22 protein-coding genes are annotated in these 24,014 nt (G+C 43.5%); 7 read left to right on the top strand and 15 right to left on the bottom strand.

What is annotated here, in order from left to right:
* Positions 1-10 precede the first annotated feature (10 nt).
* Together ACTCNA_RS09160 and ACTCNA_RS09155 are read right to left on the bottom strand one after the other, a co-directional pair.
* Entirely contained in the window at positions 11-1,474 is a 1,464-nt protein-coding gene (locus tag ACTCNA_RS09160; protein WP_462947606.1) for a NupC/NupG family nucleoside CNT transporter, read from the bottom strand.
* Positions 1,475-1,486: 12 nt separating this feature from the next.
* Complete coding sequence (locus tag ACTCNA_RS09155) at positions 1,487-2,056, bottom strand: bifunctional nuclease family protein (RefSeq protein ID WP_462947605.1); 570 nt, start codon at positions 2,054-2,056, stop codon at positions 1,487-1,489.
* A 289-nt stretch (positions 2,057-2,345) separates the two neighbouring features.
* On the opposite strand from ACTCNA_RS09155, the gene leuS reads away from it, so the two are divergent.
* On the top strand, positions 2,346-4,997 hold the full coding sequence (gene leuS / locus ACTCNA_RS09150) for a leucine--tRNA ligase (protein WP_462947604.1): 2,652 nt from the start codon (positions 2,346-2,348) through the stop codon (positions 4,995-4,997).
* A gap of 85 nt (positions 4,998-5,082) precedes the next feature.
* Positions 5,083-5,784: an SIMPL domain-containing protein gene (locus ACTCNA_RS09145; protein WP_462947603.1), complete on the top strand. Its 702-nt coding sequence runs from the start codon at positions 5,083-5,085 to the stop codon at positions 5,782-5,784.
* 2 nt (positions 5,785-5,786) lie between these two features.
* On the opposite strand, the gene ACTCNA_RS09140 is transcribed toward ACTCNA_RS09145, so the two are convergent.
* The 10 genes from ACTCNA_RS09140 to ACTCNA_RS09095 form a co-directional block, all read right to left on the bottom strand.
* The gene (locus ACTCNA_RS09140) at positions 5,787-7,448 is read right to left on the bottom strand and encodes a lytic transglycosylase domain-containing protein (protein ID WP_462947602.1); all 1,662 of its coding nucleotides are present in this window, start codon (positions 7,446-7,448) and stop codon (positions 5,787-5,789) included.
* A gap of 9 nt (positions 7,449-7,457) precedes the next feature.
* A complete protein-coding gene (locus tag ACTCNA_RS09135) occupies positions 7,458-8,081 on the bottom strand; it encodes a DUF5683 domain-containing protein (RefSeq protein ID WP_462947601.1) in 624 nt (207 codons plus the stop codon).
* Positions 8,082-8,133: 52 nt separating this feature from the next.
* Positions 8,134-9,006, bottom strand: coding sequence for a ParB/RepB/Spo0J family partition protein (locus tag ACTCNA_RS09130; RefSeq protein WP_462947600.1), 873 nt, complete (start codon positions 9,004-9,006; stop codon positions 8,134-8,136).
* Between the two features lie 16 nt (positions 9,007-9,022).
* Positions 9,023-9,823: a ParA family protein gene (locus ACTCNA_RS09125; protein ID WP_462947599.1), complete on the bottom strand. Its 801-nt coding sequence runs from the start codon at positions 9,821-9,823 to the stop codon at positions 9,023-9,025.
* Between the two features lie 122 nt (positions 9,824-9,945).
* Complete coding sequence (locus tag ACTCNA_RS09120; RefSeq protein WP_462947598.1) at positions 9,946-10,941, bottom strand: bifunctional heptose 7-phosphate kinase/heptose 1-phosphate adenyltransferase; 996 nt, start codon at positions 10,939-10,941, stop codon at positions 9,946-9,948.
* A gap of 130 nt (positions 10,942-11,071) precedes the next feature.
* A complete protein-coding gene (priA, locus tag ACTCNA_RS09115) occupies positions 11,072-13,543 on the bottom strand; it encodes a replication restart helicase PriA (RefSeq protein ID WP_462947597.1) in 2,472 nt (823 codons plus the stop codon).
* A gap of 66 nt (positions 13,544-13,609) precedes the next feature.
* On the bottom strand, positions 13,610-14,473 hold the full coding sequence (locus tag ACTCNA_RS09110) for a 4-hydroxy-3-methylbut-2-enyl diphosphate reductase (RefSeq protein ID WP_462947596.1): 864 nt from the start codon (positions 14,471-14,473) through the stop codon (positions 13,610-13,612).
* Positions 14,463-15,167: a (d)CMP kinase gene (gene cmk / locus ACTCNA_RS09105; protein ID WP_462947595.1), complete on the bottom strand. Its 705-nt coding sequence runs from the start codon at positions 15,165-15,167 to the stop codon at positions 14,463-14,465. The genes ACTCNA_RS09110 and cmk overlap by 11 nt, the downstream gene beginning before the upstream one ends.
* 62 nt (positions 15,168-15,229) lie before the next feature.
* Positions 15,230-16,252 carry a type IX secretion system protein PorQ gene (gene porQ, locus ACTCNA_RS09100; RefSeq protein WP_462947594.1) on the bottom strand — a complete coding sequence of 341 codons (1,023 nt, stop codon included), beginning with the start codon at positions 16,250-16,252 and terminating at the stop codon, positions 15,230-15,232.
* A gap of 76 nt (positions 16,253-16,328) precedes the next feature.
* Positions 16,329-16,652, bottom strand: a complete 324-nt coding sequence (locus ACTCNA_RS09095) for a PDDEXK nuclease domain-containing protein (RefSeq protein ID WP_462947617.1) — start codon at positions 16,650-16,652, stop codon at positions 16,329-16,331.
* A 12-nt stretch (positions 16,653-16,664) separates the two neighbouring features.
* Here ACTCNA_RS09095 and ACTCNA_RS09090 point away from each other — a divergent pair, with 12 nt between their 5' ends.
* Positions 16,665-16,934, top strand: coding sequence for a hypothetical protein (locus tag ACTCNA_RS09090; RefSeq protein ID WP_462947618.1), 270 nt, complete (start codon positions 16,665-16,667; stop codon positions 16,932-16,934).
* On the top strand, positions 16,819-17,064 hold the full coding sequence (locus ACTCNA_RS09085; RefSeq protein WP_462947616.1) for a DUF6261 family protein: 246 nt from the start codon (positions 16,819-16,821) through the stop codon (positions 17,062-17,064). The genes ACTCNA_RS09090 and ACTCNA_RS09085 overlap by 116 nt, the downstream gene beginning before the upstream one ends.
* On the opposite strand, the gene ACTCNA_RS09080 is transcribed toward ACTCNA_RS09085, so the two are convergent.
* Positions 17,056-17,481, bottom strand: coding sequence for a DUF5606 family protein (locus ACTCNA_RS09080; RefSeq protein WP_462947593.1), 426 nt, complete (start codon positions 17,479-17,481; stop codon positions 17,056-17,058). The genes ACTCNA_RS09085 and ACTCNA_RS09080 overlap by 9 nt on opposite strands.
* Positions 17,482-17,535: 54 nt before the next feature.
* On the bottom strand, positions 17,536-19,587 hold the full coding sequence (locus ACTCNA_RS09075) for a TonB-dependent receptor (RefSeq protein WP_462947592.1): 2,052 nt from the start codon (positions 19,585-19,587) through the stop codon (positions 17,536-17,538).
* Positions 19,588-19,879: 292 nt separating this feature from the next.
* Between ACTCNA_RS09075 and ACTCNA_RS09070 the strand changes: the two genes are divergently transcribed.
* The 3 genes from ACTCNA_RS09070 to ACTCNA_RS09060 all read left to right on the top strand — a co-directional run bounded on the left by ACTCNA_RS09070 (position 19,880) and on the right by ACTCNA_RS09060 (position 23,125).
* Positions 19,880-21,514, top strand: coding sequence for a hypothetical protein (locus tag ACTCNA_RS09070; protein ID WP_462947591.1), 1,635 nt, complete (start codon positions 19,880-19,882; stop codon positions 21,512-21,514).
* A gap of 394 nt (positions 21,515-21,908) precedes the next feature.
* Complete coding sequence (locus ACTCNA_RS09065; RefSeq protein WP_462947590.1) at positions 21,909-22,418, top strand: RNA polymerase sigma factor; 510 nt, start codon at positions 21,909-21,911, stop codon at positions 22,416-22,418.
* 152 nt (positions 22,419-22,570) lie between these two features.
* On the top strand, positions 22,571-23,125 hold the full coding sequence (locus tag ACTCNA_RS09060; protein ID WP_462947589.1) for a DJ-1 family glyoxalase III: 555 nt from the start codon (positions 22,571-22,573) through the stop codon (positions 23,123-23,125).
* Between the two features lie 122 nt (positions 23,126-23,247).
* Here ACTCNA_RS09060 and ACTCNA_RS09055 read toward each other — a convergent pair.
* Positions 23,248-24,014, bottom strand: a 767-nt coding sequence (locus ACTCNA_RS09055) for a TRAP transporter large permease (protein ID WP_462947588.1), incomplete at its 5' end; no start/stop codon positions are given.

Raw genomic sequence — 24,014 nt, 5'->3', positions numbered from 1 at the left:
TACAAGACAGTTACCCCATTATCATCCCGATTATCGTAGCGCTCATCAGCGATGCCAACGTTCCGGCCAGCAGCGCCCGCATTCCAAACTGAGAAAGCAGTACTCTCCGTTTAGGTGCCAGAGCGCCTATTCCGCCAATCTGAATTCCGATGGATGAGAAGTTGGCAAAACCGCACAAAATGTAGGTGGCCATGATAATTGATTTTGGATTGGAAAGCACGCCACTCGATTTCAGATCTGCCAGACTGATGTACCCGATAAACTCAGTCAGAATTAGTTTTTCGCCCAACAGGCGACCAACCGAAATGATGTCTTCGCCGGCTACGCCAATTAGCCACATGAGTGGTGCAAACGTGTACCCCAGGATAAACTGAAGCGAAAGCCCGTCGTAACGACCTTTGGTTCCCTCTACAATCAATTCATTGAGGGTAGTCCATTCGCCGATTTTCCCCACAATAAAATTAAACATGGCAATAAAAGCAATGAACGCCAGCAACATGGCAGCCACGTTTACTGCCAGTTTCACACCCTCGCTGGTTCCGTTAGTGATGGCATCGAGCACGTTGCTGCCGATTTTGTCTTTGCTCACTTCAATTTCCTGGTTGATGGCATCAGTGGGTGGAACAAGCATTTTGGAGAAAATAATGGCTGCCGGTGCAGCCATCACCGAGGCGGTGAGCAGGTGTTTGGCAAATTCGAGCCGCAGTACCGGGTCGTCGCCACCGAGCATGGCAATGTAGGCCGCCAGCACACCTCCGGCCAGCGTGGCCATTCCGCCGGTCATTACCAACAGAATTTCCGATTTGCTCATCCGGTCGAGGTACGCTTTAATCATAAGTGGTGATTCGGTTTGCCCCAGGAAAATGTTCCCGGCAACCGACAGTGCTTCGGCTCCAGAAATTTTCAGCGCCTTTGTGAAAACCCATGCCAGTCCGTAAACCACTTTCTGGATGATTCCCCAGTAAAAAAGCAGGCTGGTGAGTGCCGAAAAGAAAATTATGGTGGGCAGCACCTGAAATAAAAAGATGTAACCGTAAGTGTCGGCGTCCATCAAATCGCCCAGCAGGAATTCGCTGCCTGCTTTGGTGAAATCGAGTATCTTAACAAATATCTGTCCGAAAAATTCAAAAATGACCCGAATAAACGGAACGTACAACACCCCCACGGCCAGAAGAATTTGGATAACCAAACCAACAATAACCGTTCGCCACGGAATGTTGCGGCGGTTGGAACTGAAAAGAAAACCAATAAAAATGAGAACGGCCATTCCAAGCATTCCCCGTAAAATAGTGGTAAAGGAAAAAGGTGTTTCGCGTTCGCCTGATAACAGCAGCACCGAGTTGTCGGAGGTAGTATCTTCAACTGCCGATACCTGCTCTGTAGTTTTTGGAGCTGGTTCCGGATCTTGCGCCTGAACGGGCTGAAAAAAGAAAATGCCGGTAATCACGACCAGCATAAAAAGAAGTTGTTTCATCTTTTAAAAAGGTTAATTTTTTTTGCGGTTATTGATTTCATCTCTCAGCACCGAGGCTTTTTCGTAATCTTCATTCTGAACGGCTTCGTTTAGCAACTCTTCCAGCTCCTGCATGGTGTATTGCGAAAAAGAAGAAGTTCCTGAAGAACCAGCCTTTTTCTCCGGTGCTTCTTTTTCCGAACCCTTTATTTCATCCGATTCGAGCACTATTCCAGCTTTGGAAAGAATACCTTCGGTGGTGTAAATGGGGCACCTGAAACGAAGTGCCAGCGCCACAGCATCAGAAGTTCGTGAATCAATTTTCACCTCTTTGCCGTCCATTTCACACAATAATTCGGAGTAAAATATTCCTTCTTCCAGTTTATAAATAGTCACCTCAAGCAACACAATCTCAAAAGCCTGGGCAATATTTTTAATCAAATCGTGGGTCAGCGGGCGGGGTGGTTTCAACCCTTCCAGCTGAATGGCAATGGCCTGGGCTTCAACCGGGCCAATGATAATAGGCATGCGGCGCTCACCTTTTTCTTCTGCCAAAACAAGCGCGTAAGCTCCTGATTGTGTCTGGCTTACCGAAAGACCCAAGATGTTTAAACGAATTTTTTGCATTACAGATTCTGCCTCGTTTTTTATGTGAAAACAAATATAACAATCATTTTTGTTTTAGCTAAGGTTCACAAACGGAAGTACGGAATCTTTCCTTCCGTGATTGATTTTTATCATAAATCCTTCTCTTGAAAAATACAAACAAAAACGTTCATTGTTGAATTAAAAGCTGAAATGATTGATATGGTTTTGCTTTCATTAATTTTTTTAGCCTGTCTCCACGAATCATTTTTTATCTTTGCGGCTTAAAATCAGATTTTCAAAAAAAATGGAATACAAGTTCGCCGAAATTGAGCCAAGGTGGCAAAAATACTGGGAAGAAAACAAAACGTTTAAAACGGAGGATGATTTTTCCAAACCGAAATACTACATCCTCGATATGTTTCCCTACCCGTCGGGGGCCGGATTACACGTAGGCCATCCGGAAGGATACACTGCAACTGACATCATCAGCCGCTACAAGCGAATGAAAGGTTTTAACGTCCTTCATCCTATGGGTTACGATGCCTTTGGCCTGCCGGCCGAACAGTATGCCATGCAAACCGGAACCCACCCGGCTGTTACCACCAACAAAAACTGCGACAATTTTCGGCGGCAAATTAAAGCCATTGGACTGAGCTACGACTGGGACCGCGAAATAAATACCACTGATCCGCATTATTTTAAATGGACGCAGTGGATTTTCAAGCAGCTGTACAGCACCTGGTTCGACGAAGACCAACAAAAAGGACGGCCCGTTTCCGAACTGCCGGTGCCCGACGAGATTCAGGCAAAAGGTAAAAAAGCAGTGAATGAATACATTGCCGGGAAACGGCTGGCTTATTACGACAACGCCCAGGTGTGGTGGTGCAACTCGTGCAAAACGGTTTGTGCCAACGAGGAGGTGCTCACCGACGGGTCGCACGAAAAATGCGGCAACCAGGTTATCCGGAAAAACCTGAAACAATGGCTGCTGCGCATTCCGCATTATGCTGAACGGTTGTTGCAGGGGCTCGATGATCTCGACTGGCCGGCAGGAGTAAAAGACATGCAGAAAAACTGGATTGGTAAATCCACCGGCGCTGAAGTCGATTTTCAAATCGATGGGTTGAATGAAAAACTGCGTGTTTACACCACTCGTCCCGATACGCTGTTTGGAGCTACCTACATGGTTATTGCCCCCGAACATCAGCTGGCTGAAAAAATTTCCGCCCAGGAGAAAAAAAGTGAAGTTGAAGAATATATAAAAACTGCCGCCCTGAAATCGGATCTCGACAGGACTGATTTGGCCAAAGAAAAAACCGGGGTATTTACCGGGAGCTACGCCATTAACCCGGTGAACAACGAAAAAATTCCTATCTGGGTTGCCGACTATGTTTTAATGGGTTACGGCACTGGTGCCATTATGGCCGTTCCGGCGCACGATACCCGCGATTTTGAATTCGCCAAAGAATTTGACATTCCGATTACCTGTATCCTCGATCCTAAAGATGCCGAAGGCCGCGACGGAATTCTGGCCGGCGACAAATGCTGGACCGAAGACGGGGAGTACATCAATTCGTCAGATAAAGAAACAGGTCTGGATATCAACGGGCTCAACAAAGAGGCCGGAATCAAAAAAACTATTGAGTGGCTCGAAAAAAACGACTTGGGAAAAGCCACCGTGAATTTTAAAATGCGCGACTGGTTGTTCAGCCGCCAGCGTTACTGGGGCGAGCCGTTCCCGGTAATCCACTGGGAAGATGGCGAAGTTTCTTTACTCGACGATGAAGAGTTACCGTTGCTCCTTCCTGAATTGGAAAAATACACACCGGGAGAAGCCGGCGAATCGCCGTTGTCCAACGCCACAGAGTGGCTGCATGTAACCGACAAAAATGGCCGCAAAGGCCGCCGTGAAACCAACACCATGCCACAGTGGGCCGGTTCGTGCTGGTACTACCTGCGCTTCATCGACCCGAAAAACGATGAAAAGATTTTCAATCCACAAAAAGAAAACTACTGGATGCCCGTTGATTTGTACATTGGCGGTGCCGAACACGCTGTGCTTCACCTTTTGTACTCGCGTTTCTGGCACAAAGTGCTGTTCGACCTGGGCATTGTTTCTACCGACGAGCCCTTCCAAAAACTTTACAACCAGGGAATGATTCTCGCTTTTGCCTATGAAACTTCAGGCGGAGCAAAGGTTTCACAAGATTCGGTAGAAGAGCGCGACGGCAAATATTTTCACACCGAAACCGGAGAAGAGCTGAAGCAGATTGTGGCCAAGATGTCGAAATCGTTGAAAAATGTAGTGAACCCCGACGACGTGATCCAAAACTACGGTGCCGACTCGTTGCGCCTGTACGAAATGTTTATGGGGCCGCTTGACGAACGCAAACCCTGGGCCGAAAACGGAGTGAAAGGAGTCCATAATTTTCTGAACCGTGTCCATCGTTTTTTTGCTGATACTGCAAATATTACAGAAGAAGGAGAGGATAAAGAAACAGCAAAACTGCTCCACCAAACCATCCAAAAAGTGGAGTCGGACATTGAAAACCTGAAGTTCAACACGGCAATTTCAGCATTGATGGTATTCAATAACCTGGCGATTAAAAAGGGAAAGGTAACCAAACAAACAGCAGAAACATTCACCAAAATACTTTCGCCTTTTGCTCCCCACCTGGCTGAGGAACTGTGGTCGATTTACGGCAACAAACAAACACTTGCCTACGAACCCTGGCCGCAGGTGGATGAAAACCTGTTGAAAGAGGACAGTTTTGAATACCCGGTTTCGTTTAACGGTAAAATGAGGTTTAAAATTGAACTGCCACTGGATATGCCAAAAGAGGAAATCGAAAAAACCATTTTATCGGATGAGCGGGCGCAAAAGTGGTTAGAAGGGAAAAAAGTTCGTAAATTTATATTTGTGCCGAAAAAGATAATTAATGTGGCGGTGGGGTAAAGTGGATTTATATAGTTGTTGACAGCTTTCAATTACCTCACGCAAAGGCGCGAAGACACAAGAAAAAAAATAAAAAAACACAGCAATGAAAAATTCGTGGGCAATTATTTTGGGAATTTCAGTGATTATTGCTTTTGGTTTGTTGGGGTGGTTTTTCCAGCAATCGAGACAGGTGCAGCAGACCGTGCGGGTAGTTGGCTATGGCACCGAGGAATTTGACAGTGACCTGGTAAAATGGACCGTCAGTTTTTCAGAACGCGTTTCGTTAAACGGAACCGAGGAGGGTTACAAAACCATGGCCCGCAAACTCGGGGATTTCCAAAATATATGGGAACAAACCGGCATTGAAGCATCGGAGTTTAAAATTTTCCCGGTAAATGTAAACCGCGAATACGGGCAAAACGGACACAGCGGTTACACACTAAACCAACGGGTTTACATCGTTTCAAACAAAATTGAAAAAGTGGAACAGCTGGCCATCGACCCGAAGTTATTTGTTGACAGCGGCGTAACGTTCGATAATTCAACCATGGAATTTTTCAGTACCGAAATTGAGGAAATCAAAAAGCAATTACTGGGAAAAGCCACCCAAAATGCATTTGAACGCGCCGAAGAAATTACCTCTACCACCGATTTAGAAGTGGACCAGCTCATTTCAGCCCGGGCAGGTGTGTTTCAGATTACCGAGCCCTACTCCACCGAAGTGGCCGGCTACGGAATTCACAACACCAGCTCGGCCCGGAAAAATATTAAAGTGACGGTTTCGGCAGAGTTTACGTTGAAGTAAAATCAGGATTTCCTCTTGATCTTCAACTTCTGCCCGATATCCAAATCATTCTCATTGCGCAGGTTATTGAGCCGGACAATGTCATCCGAAGTAATTCCGGGATAGTTTCGTGAAATTTCCCAAAGGGTATCGCCCCTTCTGACGGTGTGGTAAATATAATTCGGATCGAGCGGTTCCTGCTTTTTTGCCGAAGAACTGCTACTGCCGGAAGCCGATTTTCCGATGGAAGCCTGTTTTTGCGCGAACGTCATAGAATTAATCCTTTCGTATTTTTCTTTCTGATCTTCGGGAACGTAAATCAGTAGTTTCTGCCCGGCGCGAATAAGGTTGCGGTGGATGTTGTTCCAGTAACGTAAATCGGATGCCCGCACGTTAAACCATTCTGATATAAAACCGACATTATCGCCGCTTTGCACAGTGTACAGCACTTTTGCCTTGCCCTCGATATCCGCCGGGGTGTAGTACGAAGCACTGCGGCTTGTGGGTTCCACCAGTTGGTTGTCGGGGAAAAACTTTTCGCGCTCGTAGGCAAAAACCTCATTTTCGGCATCAATAAAATCCATAATTGTTTCGTTGGGCAAAACAACCGGGAGAGGCTTGTCTTTTTTTGCAGGAACCACATCGCGGCGGTACATTGGATTAAGCGAGCGCAACTGTTCTTTATCAATTTCGAGGGTTGCTGCAAGCTGGTCGAAATGCAGGAAGTCATTAACCATTACCGTGTCAGTCTGCAATTCAAAATCGGGCAGGCGCGGATACAGGTTGTGTTCTTTGTGGTATTTCATTACATAAGCCGCTGCAATATAAGCAGGCACGTAGCCACGTGTTTCGCGGGGCAGGCGGTAATAAATTTCCCAGTAATTTTTGGTTCCGCCGGCACGCCGGATAGCCCGGTTCACATTACCGGGACCGCAGTTGTAGGCGGCAATAGCCAGGTGCCAGTTGCCATAACGGTTGTATAAACTCTGAAAATAGCGCACTGCCGCATCAGTTGAGGCCACCGGGTCGCGGCGTTCATCAACAAAACTGGTAATTTCCAAACCCATTTGGCGGGCAGTGCCAAACATAAACTGCCACAAACCGGTTGCTCCCATCCGCGAGCGGGCGGTTGGGTTCAGCGCCGATTCAATAACCGGCAGGTATTTTAAATCGAGTGGCATTTCGTATTTGTCGAGTATTTGCTCGAACATCGGAAAATAATATTCTGCAAGCCCCAGCATCATTTCCACCTGATCGCGTCGTTTTTCAGTATAAAGTATTATAAAATTTTTCACCACGTTGTTATACGACAAATCCACAACCTCCTGCATGTCCTGCAACCGTTTGATGTAAACTGAATCGGGCAGATTTTTCGGATAACGTTCTGCGGCATCGCCCAGTGAATCTTCGTGAAAAGCTTGTTTCGCATACCAGGTATCTACAAGGCTGTCCATTTTTTCAGAGAAAAAATCATCGAGGTTTTCATCCGGCCCTTTAAAACTGCCTTGTTGTTTACCTGAATATGAACCAGCCGGAGCTGTCACGAAAGTTCCCTCATTAATTCCAGTGATTTCCAGGCTTTTCATTCTGGGCATTACAATTTTTTGCCTCCCTTCCTCTTGTGCTGAAAGCATTCCCGAAAAAATAAACATTAGTATTCCCCCCAAAAGCACTATTCTTTTCATCACCATATACTAAAAGTTAAATTTGAAGTTGAAACAATATACTAAATTGTTATTAATATTTAGCATAGAAGGTTCCCAGTTGAAAGTTAAGTCGTCGCTGATATCAAAATTAAAAAGGTGGGCATCCACACTTGCATCAATTATATTTATCCCGTAAAAAGCAACCATACTAATAACGAGCAAATCGCGGTTACGGCGGTAATAATCCTGCCGTTTTATCAACCCGTCCCTGAAATTGTTAAAATGGGTTGGGTTGTCCAGATCATAATATTTAATGGCATCAATTTCCTGAAATCGGTTTGTTTCAGGATTATCGTCAACCAGATGATTATAAGCCATTTTGTTGAACTGGTAATTATCGTTGTTCCACTTTATGAAATAACCGATAGTTCCTAACCCGATATACACCAGTGGTATTTTCCAGTATTTTTTATTGTATGCCTGCCCAAGCCCCGGCAAAACGGCGGAGTAAATGGCCGCTTTTTTAGGTGAATGAACCTCTTCCTCTTTTACAGGCTTTTTTTCAACCTGCTTTATGGTATCGGCATTTACCAATTGCGCATGCAAATTAAATACTACCAGCAACTGGAGTAAGATCAAACTAACTTTCAACAAAACCCCCCTGATATCCACGATAAGCAAATTTGGCCCAAAAATAGAAGTTTCACTACAGAGCAAACCTTCTTTAGGTAGCTTTATTTTGGTTTTCAATAATTTTAACAATTCGTTCCAAATCCTCTCCCGACTTAAACGGGATTACAATTTTCCCTTTCCCTTTTTCATTCATTGAAATACCAATCCGGGAATTAAGCAGTTTACCCAGTTGACCTTTCATCGACCTGTATTTACCGGGCAATTCCCGTTTTTTTGCTTTCGATTGTTTTTCGTCGTTATCTTCACTCAGGTCACGCACAATTTCCTCCACCTTACGTACCGAAAAACCTTGTTTTACTATCTGGTTGTAAATCATCTCCTGCACATCGGCATCCTCAATATTAATTAATGCACGTGCGTGTCCCATCGAAATTTCTTTGTCGCGTAATCCTTTTTGAATGATTGCCGGCAGTCTCAGCAAACGCAGGTAGTTGGCAATTGTTGAACGTTTTTTCCCAACGCGGCTGCTCAGTTCTTCCTGGGTAAATTCCAGTTCTTCCATCAACCGCTGGTAGCTCAGTGCAATTTCTATGGCATCCAGGTCTTCACGCTGAATATTTTCCACCAGGGCCATTTCGAGCATTCCGTCGTCTTTTGCCTTGCGTATATAGGCAGGAATGGTCTCAAGCCCGGCCAATTGAGCGGCTCTGCAGCGTCTTTCTCCGGCAATAATCTGGTAGCTGTCTTCACCTGTCTTCCGCAAAGTAACAGGCTGGATCAACCCTATTTCGTTAATTGAGGCGGCCAGCTCTTTCAGCGATTCCTCATCAAACTTCGACCTGGGTTGAAAAGGGTTGGCTTCAATCTTTTTCAACTCCACTTCACTTATCCCGGCTTGTCTCATTTTTTCGGCATCGTCGATAAGCGCTCCTAATCCTCTGCCAAGTGCATTCCTCTTTACCATGTTCAAACTATTTTATCTAAACAATAACTTTCTTTTCCTGTGAAATTTGTGTCATCCCGTTCCGCTGTAAAATTTCGCGGGCCAGGTTCATGTGATTGATTGCCCCCCTTGAACTGGCATCGTACAAAACAACGGGTTTCCCGTAGCTTGGCGATTCACTCAGTTTGATATTCCGTTGAATAACGGTTTCAAAAACCATATCCTGGAAATGACGTTTCACCTCTTCGTAAACCTGGTTAGACAGGTTCAGGCGCGAGTCGAACATAGTAAGCAGGAATCCTTCAATTTCGAGGGCCGGGTTCAAACGGTTCTGAATTATTTTAATGGTATTCAGCAGTTTACCCAACCCTTCGAGGGCAAAATATTCGCACTGAACCGGGATGATAACCGAATCGGATGCGGTTAAAGCGTTTACCGTAATCAGCCCCAGCGAAGGAGAGCAGTCGATGAAAATAAAATCGTATGCATCTTTAAGTTTTTCTATGGCTGTACGCATAACTTTCTCCCGGTTGGGGAGGTTAAGTATTTCAATTTCGGCCCCAACCAAATCGATATGCGACGGAATTATGTCGAGGTTAGCAATTTCAGTATTCAGAATAACTTTTTCAGGTTCAACTCCATCAACAATGCAATCGTAAATGCTCGACTGCACATTTTTCACATCGAACCCAAAACCAGATGTGGAGTTGGCCTGCGGATCGGCATCAATTATCAATACTTTTTGTTCCAAAACAGCCAGGCTTGCCGCAAGGTTAATAGCTGTTGTTGTTTTACCAACCCCGCCCTTTTGGTTTGCCAGTGATACGATTTTTCCCATCTTAATATTTCTGTTTAAATGATCGGTTTCAAATTTAATAAAATAGCCTTAACCAACTGAAAGCATTTTTATCAACACAAATTAAAAGTTGCTAAAAAACTGGAAGTGAGCAGTAAAAAAATTTAAAATTCCTGCGATTTCATCACCATCATCAACTGGTTTTTGTTTACCGGAGCCACCCCCAGGTTTTCGCAAACAAGGCCGCCGGCAATATTCGACATCAGTGCCATAACTTTTGGCGATAACCCGGCCGCCAGTGCCAGACTGGCCACACTTATCACCGTGTCTCCGGCTCCTGAAACATCGGAAATATGACGGATAACCGCCGGATAATACTGCTCCTTAACACCATTACTGATAAAAACCCCCAATTCTGAAAGGGTTATAAAAATTAACTTGTAACTGTTTTTCTCTTTCAGCTCGTGTGCAATTCGGCGGAGTGAATTCAGGTCGCCTTTTTCAAGCGGCAAGCCAATGCCGTCAACAAACTCTTTAAAATTTGGCTTGAAAAGGCCGATGTTATTATAGTAATTGAAATTGCGTTTTTTCGGGTCCACTGCTGTGGGGATTCCTTTTTCGATGGCTAAATTATTAACGGCCTGAAAAAGCGAAGGAGTAATTACACCTTTGTCGTAATCCACAAAAATAATGACATCAACCTTGTTCTCTTCAACTTCCTGGCGGATGCTTTCAACCATCTCCTTTTCCAGTTCGCCGGAAATAAAGTCCACCGACTCCTCATCAACCCGCGCAATGTGCTGCCCTTTTCCAATTATGCGGCTTTTAACCGTGGTTATACGCTTTGGATCAACAAAAACTCCCTCTTTCGACAGCTGCTTCTTCTCCAAAAGTTTTTTGAATTTCCGCCCCTTGTCGTCGTCGCCAATAACTGAAAACAACACCGGAGTGGCACCCAATGCCTGCAAGTTGAGCGAGACATTTGCAGCACCTCCCAAACGGTTTTCGCGTTTTGTAACAGAAACAATCGGAATGGGAGCCTCGGGTGAAACCCGTTCAACTTTTCCCCAAAGATAAGTATCAACCATTGCATCGCCAATAACCAGGGCCCGCATTTGGCTGAACTGTTCGAATATTTGATTTACTTCTTTCCCGTTCACCCGTTTAATTTAAAGAAATACAAAACTATAAAAAAAAGGCTGTCATAAAAAGATCACCGATTAGATTTCCGGATTGAAAAACCAAATTTTAGAAAAGCACGGATATGGTTACTTCAAACCAGACATGCCACTACCCCGGATCCACATCGATGTTGACCACACAACTGCTGTTTTCTTTCAGATGTTTTACGATGTTAATATTGCTGACAATAAAATTTTTTACCTCGCCATGCGGCGATTTGCGGCTGACTTTGAGCCATATCTCTTTTTGGTACCATAACTGAATCCGGCTTACCAGCGGGAACTCGGGGCCCAAAACAATGAGCGAACTATTCTGGCGCAGCTTTGCTGCCAGCTGGTTTGCAAACCGGTTTACATTCTCCGGATTTTTATGTTTTACAACAAGTTTAATAAGCCGGTAAAAGGGTGGGTACTTAAAAAGTTTCCGCTCTTCCATTTGCGACTGAAATGCTTCCTGGTAATCCTGTTTGCGAATTATTTCAATTAACGGATGCTCTGGTTGCGAGGTTTGCACAATAACCTGCCCGCGGTTATGCTTCCGGCCTGCGCGGCCACTTACCTGCGATATTAACTGGTAGGCCCGCTCGTGTGCCCTGAAATCGGGAAAATTAATGAGGTTATCGGCATTTATAATCCCCACAACGCTCACGTGCTCAAAATCGAGGCCTTTCGTAACCATTTGTGTACCAACAAGAATATCAGTCTTTCGCGATTCGAGATTATGCACAATTCTTTCAAATGCATTTTTTGAGCGTGTGGTGTCCAAATCCATTCGGTCGATACGCGCACCGGGGAACAGCGGCTTCAGTTCATCCTCAATTTTTTCGGTTCCGAATCCGCGGGTTTTTATTTCGGACGAACCACACTCCGGACATTCGTTGCTAACAGGCTGACTGAAACCGCAGTAATGGCAGTTGAGCCGTTTTTTATATTTGTGGTAAGTAAGGCTCACATCACAATTCCGGCATTTGGGAATCCAGCCACAGTTAAAACACTGCACATAAGGCGAATACCCCCGCCGGTTCTGAAAAAGAATAACCTGCTCCCCTTTTGAGAGGGCGGTATTCATCAGTTCAAAAAGCTCGTGGCTGAGCACCGAGTGCATTTGCTTTTTTTTCCAGGCCCTTTTCAAGTCGATAATAATCACTTCGGGCAATTCAAGGTTCGAAAACCGTTTTTCGAGGTTAACCAGTCCGTATTTTCCGGTAATGGCGTTAAAATAACTTTCAAAAGAAGGAGTTGCCGAGCCCAGCAAAACTTTTGCATTATTCTGAATTCCCAGCATAACAGCCATATCGCGTGCATTGTAGCGTGGAGCGGGGTCGAACTGTTTGAACGAATTTTCGTGCTCTTCGTCAACAATTACAAGCCCCAGGTTTGAAAAGGGCATAAAAAGTGAAGAACGTGCCCCCAAGATTACCTGGTAACCTTCGCCGGGATTTTGCCGGAACTGCAGCACCTTTTCCCAGATTTCTACTCGTTCCTGGTTGTTGAGGCGCGAGTGGTAAATCCCCACTTTGGGGCCAAAAACATTTTTCAGCCGCTGAACAATTTGTGTAGTGAGCGCGATTTCGGGAACCAGGTAAAGGGCCTGCTTCCCTGATTTCAGGGCTTCGTCAATCAGGTGGATATAAATTTCGGTTTTCCCGCTGGCGGTAATTCCATGTATGAGTGCCACATCTTTTTTGCTGAAAATGGCTTTGACTTCAGCAAGTGCTTGTTCCTGAAATTTGTTCAGCAGATTAATGTCCACCTGTTTTTGTGCAGGTTCCTCAATGCGTGAAACAGGCTGCTCAAATTTTTTCAGAATTTTCTTTTTGTGCAGTTCGTTTAAATGGGCGGTTTTAAAATCGGTTCCTTTAAAAAGTTCTTTTTTACTGATTTCTTTTTGAGATTTTTCGCCAAACACACCTGTTTTTTCGCAGAAATACAGCAACAGTGCTTTCTGTTTTTTGGCGCGTTCCAGTGAAGTTATTATTTCGTGAAGCTGATTTTCTGAGCTGATCTGCGGATGCAGCTTCACAAAAATTTCGGTTTTAGGCTTATATTTTGAATTGATTTTTTCTTCAACCTGCACAACGTTTTTAATCAACAGCTTTTGCAGGGCCGGATATGAAAACCTGCTTCCCAGTTTCTTCTGAAGAATTTCCATTGTGGATGTATCCTGCTGCAGCTGATTGATAATGAGCTGCTCTTTTTCGGAAACCTGTTGTTCATCGTCAGTGCCGGTTAAAAAAATTTTCGATTTGCTCTCCAGTTTCAGTCCCGGTGGCAGCGCTGCCCTGAAAATATCGCCCATGGAGCAACAGTAATAACCGGCCATCCATCGCCACAGTTCCAGGTTTTGCGGGAATACTACGGGACTTTCATCCAGCAGTTGAACAATTTCTTTGGCCTCGAAGCCTTCCGGTTTTTCGTCGGATACGGAAACCACCAGGGCTGCATAAAATTTTTTGCGCCCAAACTGAACAACCACCCGCTGCCCGGGCCGAATTGCCGGCTGCATATTTTGCGGCACTTCGTAGGTGTAAGCATCGTGTAAAGAAAGGGGCAAAATAACCTGGGCAAACATTTTGGGCATGGCAAAAATTTTTCAACCTTGTTCAAAGTAACAAAAAAATGAGAAATAACCCTCTGTTGGAAAGGCTTAATTGAAACGCTGATTGACCCAACCGGCTACTTCTTCCATCAACCAGTTGGGGGTTGAAGTTGCCCCGCAGATGCCCACCGAATTTACACCTTCAAACCAATCGGGGTTAATTTCATCAGGTTTTGAAATAGGGTATGAATGCGGGTTTGATTCCTTACAAATGGTGAACAGGTACTTCCCGTTGGAGCTTTTACTGCCTGCCACAAAAAGAATCAAATCGTAATTCACCACAAATTTTTTCAGGTGAGGCACACGGTTTGAGACTTGCCGGCAAATGGTATCTTTAATATCAATGGGCACTCCGGGCTTCATTTTCGATTTTACCAACTTTGCAATTGCCTCAAAATCTTCAATTCGCCTGGTGGTTTGTGAATAAAGCCACACCGGCCGCGAAAAGTCAATTTTATCCACATCGTCGATACTTTCCAGTAAAATCGTGTTGTGTTCTGCCTGACCATCGAGGCCTATCACTTCGGCATGGCCTTCTTTGCCGTAAATAACGATCTGCCCGTGGTCGGCTAAACTTTTTTGGTAGGTGTTTTTCACTTTCGCCTGAAGCGTTAAAACAACCGGGCAGGTTGCATCTACCAGTTCAATATTGTTCTTTTTGGCGTACTCGTAAGTTTCGGGTGGCTCTCCATGTGCGCGGATTAACACTTTGCAATTACTCATCCGTAAATATTCCTCTCTTGAAATTGTCCGCAGGCCCAATTTCTCCAGTCGCTGCACTTCCATTCCGTTATGAACGATGTTACCGAGACAATATAATTGCTTTTCGTTATCCAGTTCGTTTTCAGCGGTTTTTATAGCTTTAATCACCCCAAAGCAAAAACCCGAACGCCTGTCAGTTTCAACCTTCATTTTCTTCAATTAATTCTTTTGCCTTGTTCAATGCCCACTGCAGCTGTTCATCGCGTGTAAGGTGGCTGTTATCCAAAACAATTGCATCATCTGCTTTTTTGAGCGGGCTCACCTCGCGGCCCGAGTCGATGGTATCGCGTTCTTCCACATTTTGCAATATTTTATCGAAATCAACTTCTGCTCCCTTTTCCTTCAGTTCGAGGAAACGCCGTTGCGCCCGTATTTCGGGTGAGGCGGTCATAAAAATTTTCAGCTCGGCATCAGGAAAAACCACTGTTCCGATATCGCGGCCATCCATCACAATCCCTTTGTTTTGGCCGTTTTCGCGCTGCTGCTTTACCAGCTCGCTGCGCACTCCTGCAATTGTGCTGACCGGGCTCACGTTGTTGGAAACTTCCAGCTGACGGATTTCATTTTCAATATTTTCGCCGTTTAAAAATGTGGTGTTTTTTTCGGTGTCAGTGTCCCATTCAAAAGTTATGCGGATGTCTTTCATCCTCGAAATCAACTTTTTTTCATCAACCTTACCGTTATTAATTAACCCATTCCGGAGCGCAAAAAGAGTAACGGCACGGTACATCGCCCCGCTGTCGATATACGCATATCCCAGTTCGCGGGCAAGCGATTTGGCCAGCGTGCTTTTTCCGCAAGAAGAATGCCCGTCGATGGCAATTACAATTTTCTTTTTCGTCATTTTTTTTGATGGATTTTGAGCAAAGATAAGGGATTTTCAAAACCGGACAGGATCGTCTTTAACTAAAAGTCGTTTAAATTAACGGCCAGCGAAAAAAGATTGGAGGAGCCCGCAAGATGGAACCGCGAGGTGGCAAAATCGAAACGGAAACGTTTTATTTTCAAGCCAAACCCCAGCGAAAAGCCAACGGTTGAAAGCCGCTGGTCGAATTTGAGTTCCTGGCGGCGCTGGTAGTTGTAGCCCGCCCTGAGCGTGAAATTATCGGACGGCAGAATTTCCACGCCCAGCACCACGTGCCGCATAATTTGTTTGGCAAAGCTCTCCTCGCGTTCATACATGTTTTCAAGGCTGTTTTCATTGTCTTCGGAGTTTGCCAAATCCCAGTTGTTGAGGTGGTACATGGTAAGCGAAAAAATTACAGGAGCATATCTCAGTTTGCTGCTTATTCCTGCCTGTAAATCGAATGGAATGGGCTCACGATTACCATCCTGGTAGTAGGTTGTGAGCTGCCCGCCAATGTTTTTGGCCACCAATGCCACATGCGTGAGAGTGTCCTTACTGCCAAAACTCACTCCCAGGTCGGCAGCTAATCCAAAGGACCTGTAACTTTCGAAAACCGAAAACACGGGTTTCAGGTTTGCGCCGTAGTTCAAACGCTTGTAATGGTTAGAGTAAATAATATTGAGGGCATACTCCGAGGCATTGAAAAAATTCCCGGTTAGCTCCCCCACTTCGTTCGCCTCTTTAAAATCGCCGTAATTGATGTAGTGCATGCCCAGCGCAAAGTTGCCAATCCCTTCGTAATGCCGGGCATACGATGCATAACCGAAATTGATATCTGCAAAATAGTTGACGTAATTAACAAGCAAGTTGTTGTGCATGCCTTTGTGCAGCAGGGCAGGATTATGAAACGGCAAATTCAAATCGGCACTGTCGGTTAGTGCCACCTGAGTACCACCGAGGGCTGCCACGCGGGCCGAATTGGTCAGCTCCAGAAACTGATAAGTAGTTTCTCCGCCAATCTGGGCTTTCCCCGCAAAAACAGCCAGTAAAAAATATATAGTGAAGATAAACTTCCTGCTCATTCGCTTTTTGTATATCCGATAAACGCCAAATATATTGAAATATTACTTGATCTGTATTCTAACATTTAGAAGTTGGCTATTTCAGCTTTTTCATCTGTAATTTTTCTCTTTCCAGTTCTATCACTTTATGTAATTTCTTTTGCAGCAACTCTTTTGGTGGCAACTCCATCCAATATTCCGCTACTCGAATTTCAGAATTATCAAGTTGTAACAGCTCAATTTGTTCTTTTGAACCTTCTGAACATAGAATTAATCCGATAGGCGAATTCTCCCCACTCTCCGATTCGTATTTTTCAAGGTAGCGCAGGTACAATTCCATTTGACCTTTGTATCGGGCTTTAAAACGACACAGCTTTAAGTCAATTGCAACAAGCCGTTTCAGTTTTCGATGATAAAACAATGCAGGCAGCCCATGTTTTGCAAAACCGTTGAAAACAGCATCAATGAAATCACTCCCGAATCGGCTGACTCCGATCCTGTTTCCGTGAAATTCGACAACGCCTACAACAAGTTGAATGCAGCGTTTATGGTGGATGCTGGAAGTATAAAAACCGAAACTGTCGGAACTGGACAGTTTCCGCGACAGTCCCTGGAGTGCCATTGGGGCACGCATAAGTGCCACCCTGCTCTGCCCGGTTGGGGAGGAAGTGGAGAGCGCCAAAGTACTGAAACGTATCTATGACTTGTATGGCAACATCCGGTATATGTTGTACAACGCAGAGACGGCTGCTTTGACCAACATGATTAAAGACCTTGAAAAGCCTGAAAATGCGGCACAATGCGCGAACCCCTGGGGGTCTTGTTTATTCTGATTTTTCGTCGTTGTTTTCTTCCGTTTCTTCTTCTTCAGAAAAATCAAGCATATCTTTTCCCTGAAGCGTATTATACCAAAGCAAAACTTTTTTAATGTCGGAAACATACACCCGGTCGCGGTCATATTCAGGCAATACCTCGGCAAAATAATCCCTCAGCTCTTTCGATGACGATTTATGATTTATGGTTTTCCCGCCATCTTCTTTTTCTGAAATAGCTTTAAAAACATCTTTTAAAGGCATGTCTTCGGTATCGGTGAAGATGGCAATGTCTTCGAGGGCCGAAATTTTTGACGTGGAATAAGCAGGCATTCTTTTCCCTGTCTCCAATGACTCAACTATAATATTATTTTTTGATTCGGCAACGAGTTTATACAAACCCGGTTGTCCTGAGATGGCTAATATTCCTTTTAACATGGTATCTGTTTTTGGGGCGAATATACAATTTTTGGAATTGCCTGAAAACAAACTTCAGTTAAAATTGAGCTGGCATTCCAAACCGGCTTTAATCCATCTGCCGGGCTGTACAATGTTTCCCAGGTCGAAATACGAACGGTTAAAAATATTACTGGCCGACAATGTTAGTTTCAGGTTGTTTGACTGGTACATAAGCTTTCCGTCAAAAAGCCAAAAAGGCGGATAGGGCACTTCCCCGGCCTCGTTTCCATCAACGAATTTGGTATATGAACCTTCCCTGTCCTGAAAAACAGTACGTAAATTAACCGACAAATTGCCGGTAATCCGCTGCGTCACCGAAGCTATAAATTTATGTTTCAGGTTATCGAGTACATAATTGGAAATATACCCCGTAATATCTTTTTCCTGATTGTTATAGAAGTAGCTCAAATTAAGTATTTCGGGCCAGTTTTTTCCCAGTTTTTCATTCAGCCTGAAATTTAATGCTGCTTCGGCTCCGCGGCTGTTTATTTGCGTAAGGTTCTGTGATTGCCACAATTCGTCGCTGCTCTCTTTCACCCAGTCAATCATATTTTTGCCCTGCCTGAAAAACACGATAAAATGCCCACGGGCAAAACCTTTGTTTAGTTTTAAACCCGATTCAAAAGTGGCCGATTCTTCCGGTTTCAAATCCGGATTGCCAATGTTGGTGGGGCCGCTGTAATACAAATCGGTGAACGTGGGCATCCGGAGCGATGTATTAAATGAAGCAACCAGTTTTGTGGCTTCATTTAATTGATAGCCGGCATCAATTCCCGGGAAAAAATTCCATCCCGTGTTTTGATCCGAAATATGGTTGGCCATCAAGCCGGCACTCACTGAAAATGCATTCATGGTATAAAAATGGTCGATAAACAACGATACGGTCGAGCGGTTTTTGGAGTGTGTATAAAAAGCTTCCTCACCCGGCACTTTCACGGCATTCTCCATCTCTTCGCCCAATACGTTACTCATTATTCCTTCATGACGAAATTCGGCACCGGCCGCTGTTTTTCCTGCTGCCCACCGAATCCATGAATTCACATTAGCCCCGCCGATATCGGTTAAATGATAGTTGTGGTTTGAATACCAGTCGGGCGGATTATCGCGAAACAGCATAAACTTGTCGGTGTGCCTGCGCCAGTAAACTGCCGGCGTGAAATGAAACCGCGAATTGGATTCCCAGCGTGCGGCAGAAAAAAATGTTCCGGTTTCTTCAAACTGGTTTGGATATTTGGGCGTATAAAAACTGTTTGCGCCAAATTCTTTTTCTGAAATGCCCAGATGAACAGAAATATTTCCTTTTGAAGTATTAACTTTTCCGGAGTAGAATAAGTTGGACATGCCAAAGTCAGTATTATCGATATACCCGGTAGAACTTTTCCGGTTGACTGCCAGCAAGTGGTTCATTTTGCCGGTTTGCAAACTACCTGAGAGATTGGAGTTGAAATAATTAAAACTTCCGCCACTGAGTTGCAGCCGAAGGGTATTTGCATCCGGCTGGCGCGTAATTATATTCACTGCTCCGGAAAAAGCGCTTGGCCCGTAAACCCTCGCTGCAGGGCCTTCCAAAACTTCAATACGTTTAATTTGCGACAGGCTGACAGGAATATTTAAATTGTGATGGCCGGTTTGCGGGTCGGTGATGTTTATTCCATTCAGTAAAATGATTGTTTGATCGAAGGAGCCGCCCCTGGTACTCACATCGGCCTGAACACCTTCGGCTCCCCGGCTGCGGATGTCGGTTGATGCAACATACCCGAGCAATTCCTGGATACTCTCAACGGGCGCACGCTCAATTTCATCCGCCTCAATTACAGTGAGAACCCGCGCAATTTCTGAATAAACTGCTGGCGCTCTCGAAGCAGAAACTTCAATTTCATCAATATCGTATTGCATTTTTACTTCTGATGTATCTTTTTCTGAAGCGCCTGTTTTTAAGGTTACTGAAAAAAGATAAGCAACAGCCAAAACCGAAATAACCACAACCCGTTTAATGGTGGCAAATACTGAATACCCTTTTCGTGCCCACGCTTTAAAAATCAAGGCATTCTGTTTATATCCGTTATTGTTTTGCTTATTTTTCATCCGTTGTAAAAATTGAGCGGCAAATATAAGTATTGAACTGGTTGTTGCGAGCCAAAGCAACATTTTTTTCAAACAGGTTAACAGCAGGTAAATTTTTTGGTTCAGGGCATTTGACATAAAAAACAGATAGGCTAAGCAAAAAAAATCATATAAATTCAAATAAAAAGGCTTTTTTTGGGTTGTTTTTTCAGGACGTTAGGAAAGCTTTATTAAAATGAAAAGGATACTATTATTTTTTACGCTGATTATATTTTCAAATTATTTGTCAGCCTTAAATTTCAACCCCGGAAATTTGGAAGAAACACCGGACTCATCAGGTGTCAGAGTACCCAAAACATTATTTGTAACGGCAGTAAATTTGCAGGCAGAAATTAACCAACATATCCTGGAAGGACTTAAAAATATATCCATTCCTGATAATTTCCCACTCCCTGATTACAAGCTCAACCCACTACTCTCGCCCGGTTTTAACTTACCAAATCCTGACAATACAGCAGATGCCAATTTTCCCGGGTTAATTTCGTGGCTGAACGCTAATAAATCCGGTCAGCAAATTTTGTCGAAATGGTACAACCGCAGCTATGATGGCAGTTTCGATTTTAGTGTATTCCTTGAAAATGAATTATTGAACAATCTGCCCCAACAAGCAACGCCGGATGATTCTATCCGCAATATTTCAGCCCTGAAAAATAGTACCCGGCCATTTGTAAATGAAAGCTACCTGGTTGTTTTCGACTTTCAGGATATTATTACAATGGAGCAGTATTATGATGAAACCAATACCAGCGAAGAGAACAGGATTTTAAACGGCTACCGGGCAACTGTAAAAAGCTTGATTTTTAAATTCGATTTCAATGAACCTGTTTCAACAAAATTTTTCAGTGATTATTGGTATTCCGGTAAAACTACAGAAAATGAAACCAGAAAAAAAGCATTTGAAAATGCAGAGCTCCCGTTTTTCCTGGTTAGTGTTCATCAGCAGATAATATCTTCCACACAGCACAACCCCGGAGAAACACTTGCACCTAACCAACAGGCAAGCAAAGAAGAGTTGCTGGCAAAACTCCCTCAGCTAGCTGTCAGTAATATTTCTGAAATAATAAATAGTGCCCCTTCCGGGTTGCCCGGCCAGTCAGTTGTTTCCGATACAAACCCGGTGAAAGCAAAAATCAGCAGGGAAGCAAGCCTGAAATTCGACAACCGGTTTGCCGTTTACCAAAATCAAATTTCCGAAGCGGGAAATGTTCAGCCCCGGCGTGTTGCTGTTGTGCGCTCAATGAGCTACCCCAAATTTTCTGAACAGGAAACTGACAATAGCGAGCGCACTTCATTTTATCAAATAGCAGGTAAAAAAATCATTGAAAATGAAATGTACCTGAAAAAAATGAATGATGCAGGTATTAACATTTTTGCAGGCACAACCTTTAATGGCCTGGCTTCACCAACTGCCCGTGTGGAATTCTATTTTTCAAAATTGATGGGTGGAATGGTTATTCCCGGGAAAACAGCGAAAGGGTTAACTTCAATAAAAGTTTATTTTGAAGGTGGCCGCCAAAAAGACACCTACCTGCTAAACAACACCCCTGAAAAATTCATTTTCACCAGAGGAAGTCTCGGGTTCAGCAAAAACTATTACCCGTTCAGGTTTATGCACTGGGGGCCATTTATTGGTTATGGCCTGGAATACACAACCAGCGCAAATTCGGATAATATACTTTCAACCAACTTTGCGGAAATGGGCGTAAGAACTGGTTTTAATATTGCACACAATTTACAGCTCATTGGGTCAGTCAATTATTACATTCTGCTAAATTCAGTATTAATGGACGGCGACAAAAATGTGATAAATCAGGACTTCAATTATACTGAACAGTTTCCCGGCCGGTCAGGCCTTGGATATAGCCTGGGATTGCGATTAATGTTGTAACTAAAAACCGAACTTTTGTAGTTTAAGTCTTACAAGAAATCATTAAGTATTCTCAATTCATCCCCTTGTAATTTGCTGAATTCATGCAAATTCACTATATTATTGAATCTTTCGTTTAAATAGACGAAAAAAGTATAACGCAGGAAATGAAAGAAAAATGCCACATACTATTAAATCGACTCTGTTTAGAGTTTGTCATAAATATTTTAAACAGAATAAGTTATGGCGGAACGAAACAACCTATACTTAATATTGTTCACACACACATAAATTTTCTTTATAAAGTATAGAGAAAATCAACCAATAAAAGACCTGAAAATCTTTTGCATTTTTCAATTCCTGCCTATATTTGTTTAGACAAATTAAAAATAAGAACAACAAAAAATAAAATGCCATGACTCAAATTCAATTTAACAACGCACTTCTCGGCTTAAGAGACAAGTTACATTATTATGCACTGAGCCTGACTTCTGACTCGGAAAGAGCTGATGACCTTTTACAGGAAACCATGCTTAAAGCGTTAACTTATCGTGACAAATTCAGGCAAAATACGAATTTCAAAGCATGGATTTACACCATCATGAAAAACACATTTATCAATGATTACAGAAGAAATGTGAAAACCAGGAATACTTTTGATGATTCCAACAACGATTTCCATCTATTGTTTTCAAAAGACAAAGTTTATCCTTCGCCGGATTCGTTCTACAGCACAAAGGAAATCCACAAGAGTATAGATGCGCTTGATGAAGAATATCGTATTCCGTTTACCATGTTTTTAGATGGTTACAAGTACAAGGAAATTGCAGACAAACTTGACCTGCCGCTTGGCACGGTAAAAAGCAGGATTTTCTTTACCAGGAAGAAACTTGAAAAATCACTTCACGAGTATTCAAACAACTGATTTTTTCAAAAAACATTCATTTAAAAGATCTCCGGTTTTCGGGGATCTTTTTTTATTTTTATGCAAACATGCCGAAATTGCGCATTGAACTAAAAAATTCAATCCAATTACCTACTGGATGATATGACGTTTTTAAACAAAAATGAGTGATTATGGAAAAAGTTATAGCAGTACATTTAGCGGAAGGATTCGAAGAAATTGAAGCAGTGAGTATTATTGATGTTCTGCGAAGAGCAGGCTTGAAAGTTGTAACGGTTTCGGTTACCGGGCAGCCGGAAGTTAAAGGAGCACACGACATCATAATTACTGCTGACAAACTTTTCGGGGAAATTAACTATTCAACTGTTGAAATGATAGTGTTGCCCGGGGGAATGCCCGGGGCAAAAAATCTTAAAAACCACTCCGGATTAAATGAGCAAATCCTTGATTTTAACAAAAGCGGCAAACCACTGGGCGCTATTTGTGCAGCACCAATGGTATTCGGAAACCTGGAACTTTTAAAAGGTAAAAATGCCACCTGTTTTCCAGGTTTTGAGAATGAGTTGAAAGGTGCAAATGTGACCGGAAACGCTGTTGAAGTGGCAGGCAATATTATTACCGGGAAAGGAGCAGGGGTTGCCATTCAGTTTGCATTAAAAATTGTTGAACATTTTAAAGGACAAAAAGCAGCCGATGAGTTGGGCAACAGGATGGTTGTTAATCAGTAGTCCCTTGCAGAAAAAAAAGCAAACTCAGGAAGAAAATGGAAATAATCATCTTCCTGAGTGTAAAAACGTTTAACAACCAGGCTGGCTGTTTCATATAATTCTATATTTAATTTCTCATTTGGTCAAAATCCAAATTTTGCCGGTAACCACATACTGATTTCTGGGAAATAAGTGACCAGCAGCAGTACAATTACCATTGCAATAAACATTGGAAGAAGCGGTTTTACTACCTTGTCGATACTCAATCCGGCCACACTGCAACCAATAAACAACACAGAACCAACCGGCGGGGTACAAAGCCCTACACTCAGGTTCAGCACCATAATAATCCCGAAATGAATCGGATCAACACCGATAGCCGTTACAATGGGTAAAAATATTGGTGTAAAAATCAGCACAGCAGGAGTCATATCCATAAAAACACCAACAAACAACAGGAGCATATTAATGATTAGCAAAATCATAAACGGATTGCTCGTGAGCGCCAGTAAACCTTCGCTTACATTCTGCGGGATATTTTCGTAGGCCATTATCCACGACAACCCCATTGACGAGGCAACAAGCAGCATAACAACCCCTGTAGTTTTTACCGATCGCAAAATTATGTCGGGTAAATTTTTAAACGAAACCTGTTTGTAAATTACGGCAAGAATCAGTGAGTAAAGCACAGCGATGGCCGAAGCTTCGGTTGCAGTAAAATATCCGGCTACAATCCCTCCTATAACAATAACCAGCATCATCAGGCTGGGAATGGCATCGAGGAATTTCCGGGTGCCGTCGAGCGCTTTTTCTTTGTGTTTTATGGTTCGCACAACCACCCAGGCCGCCAATGCAGCTAAAATTACAAAAAGAAATATGCGGTTTGCTGTGGGCGAAAAATTAGCCTTTG

The sequence above is a fragment of the Tangfeifania sp. genome, from assembly GCF_055108615.1.
This window is presented reverse-complemented; position numbering and strand designations above follow the sequence as displayed.

Bases quoted from the DNA above. Each gene is read 5' to 3' on its own strand.
- ACTCNA_RS09160 (WP_462947606.1), bottom strand. From the start codon at position 1,474: ATGAAACAACTTCTTTTTATGCTGGTCGTGATTACCGGCATTTTCTTT.
- leuS (WP_462947604.1), top strand. From the start codon at position 2,346: ATGGAATACAAGTTCGCCGAAATTGAGCCAAGGTGGCAAAAATACTGG.
- ACTCNA_RS09145 (WP_462947603.1), top strand. From the start codon at position 5,083: ATGAAAAATTCGTGGGCAATTATTTTGGGAATTTCAGTGATTATTGCT.
- ACTCNA_RS09140 (WP_462947602.1), bottom strand. From the start codon at position 7,448: ATGAAAAGAATAGTGCTTTTGGGGGGAATACTAATGTTTATTTTTTCG.
- ACTCNA_RS09130 (WP_462947600.1), bottom strand. From the start codon at position 9,006: ATGGTAAAGAGGAATGCACTTGGCAGAGGATTAGGAGCGCTTATCGAC.
- ACTCNA_RS09125 (WP_462947599.1), bottom strand. From the start codon at position 9,823: ATGGGAAAAATCGTATCACTGGCAAACCAAAAGGGCGGGGTTGGTAAA.
- priA (WP_462947597.1), bottom strand. From the start codon at position 13,543: ATGCCCAAAATGTTTGCCCAGGTTATTTTGCCCCTTTCTTTACACGAT.
- ACTCNA_RS09110 (WP_462947596.1), bottom strand. From the start codon at position 14,473: ATGAAGGTTGAAACTGACAGGCGTTCGGGTTTTTGCTTTGGGGTGATT.
- cmk (WP_462947595.1), bottom strand. From the start codon at position 15,167: ATGACGAAAAAGAAAATTGTAATTGCCATCGACGGGCATTCTTCTTGC.
- porQ (WP_462947594.1), bottom strand. From the start codon at position 16,252: ATGAGCAGGAAGTTTATCTTCACTATATATTTTTTACTGGCTGTTTTT.
- ACTCNA_RS09090 (WP_462947618.1), top strand. From the start codon at position 16,665: ATGTTTTGCAAAACCGTTGAAAACAGCATCAATGAAATCACTCCCGAA.
- ACTCNA_RS09080 (WP_462947593.1), bottom strand. From the start codon at position 17,481: ATGTTAAAAGGAATATTAGCCATCTCAGGACAACCGGGTTTGTATAAA.
- ACTCNA_RS09075 (WP_462947592.1), bottom strand. From the start codon at position 19,587: ATGAAAAATAAGCAAAACAATAACGGATATAAACAGAATGCCTTGATT.
- ACTCNA_RS09065 (WP_462947590.1), top strand. From the start codon at position 21,909: ATGACTCAAATTCAATTTAACAACGCACTTCTCGGCTTAAGAGACAAG.
- ACTCNA_RS09060 (WP_462947589.1), top strand. From the start codon at position 22,571: ATGGAAAAAGTTATAGCAGTACATTTAGCGGAAGGATTCGAAGAAATT.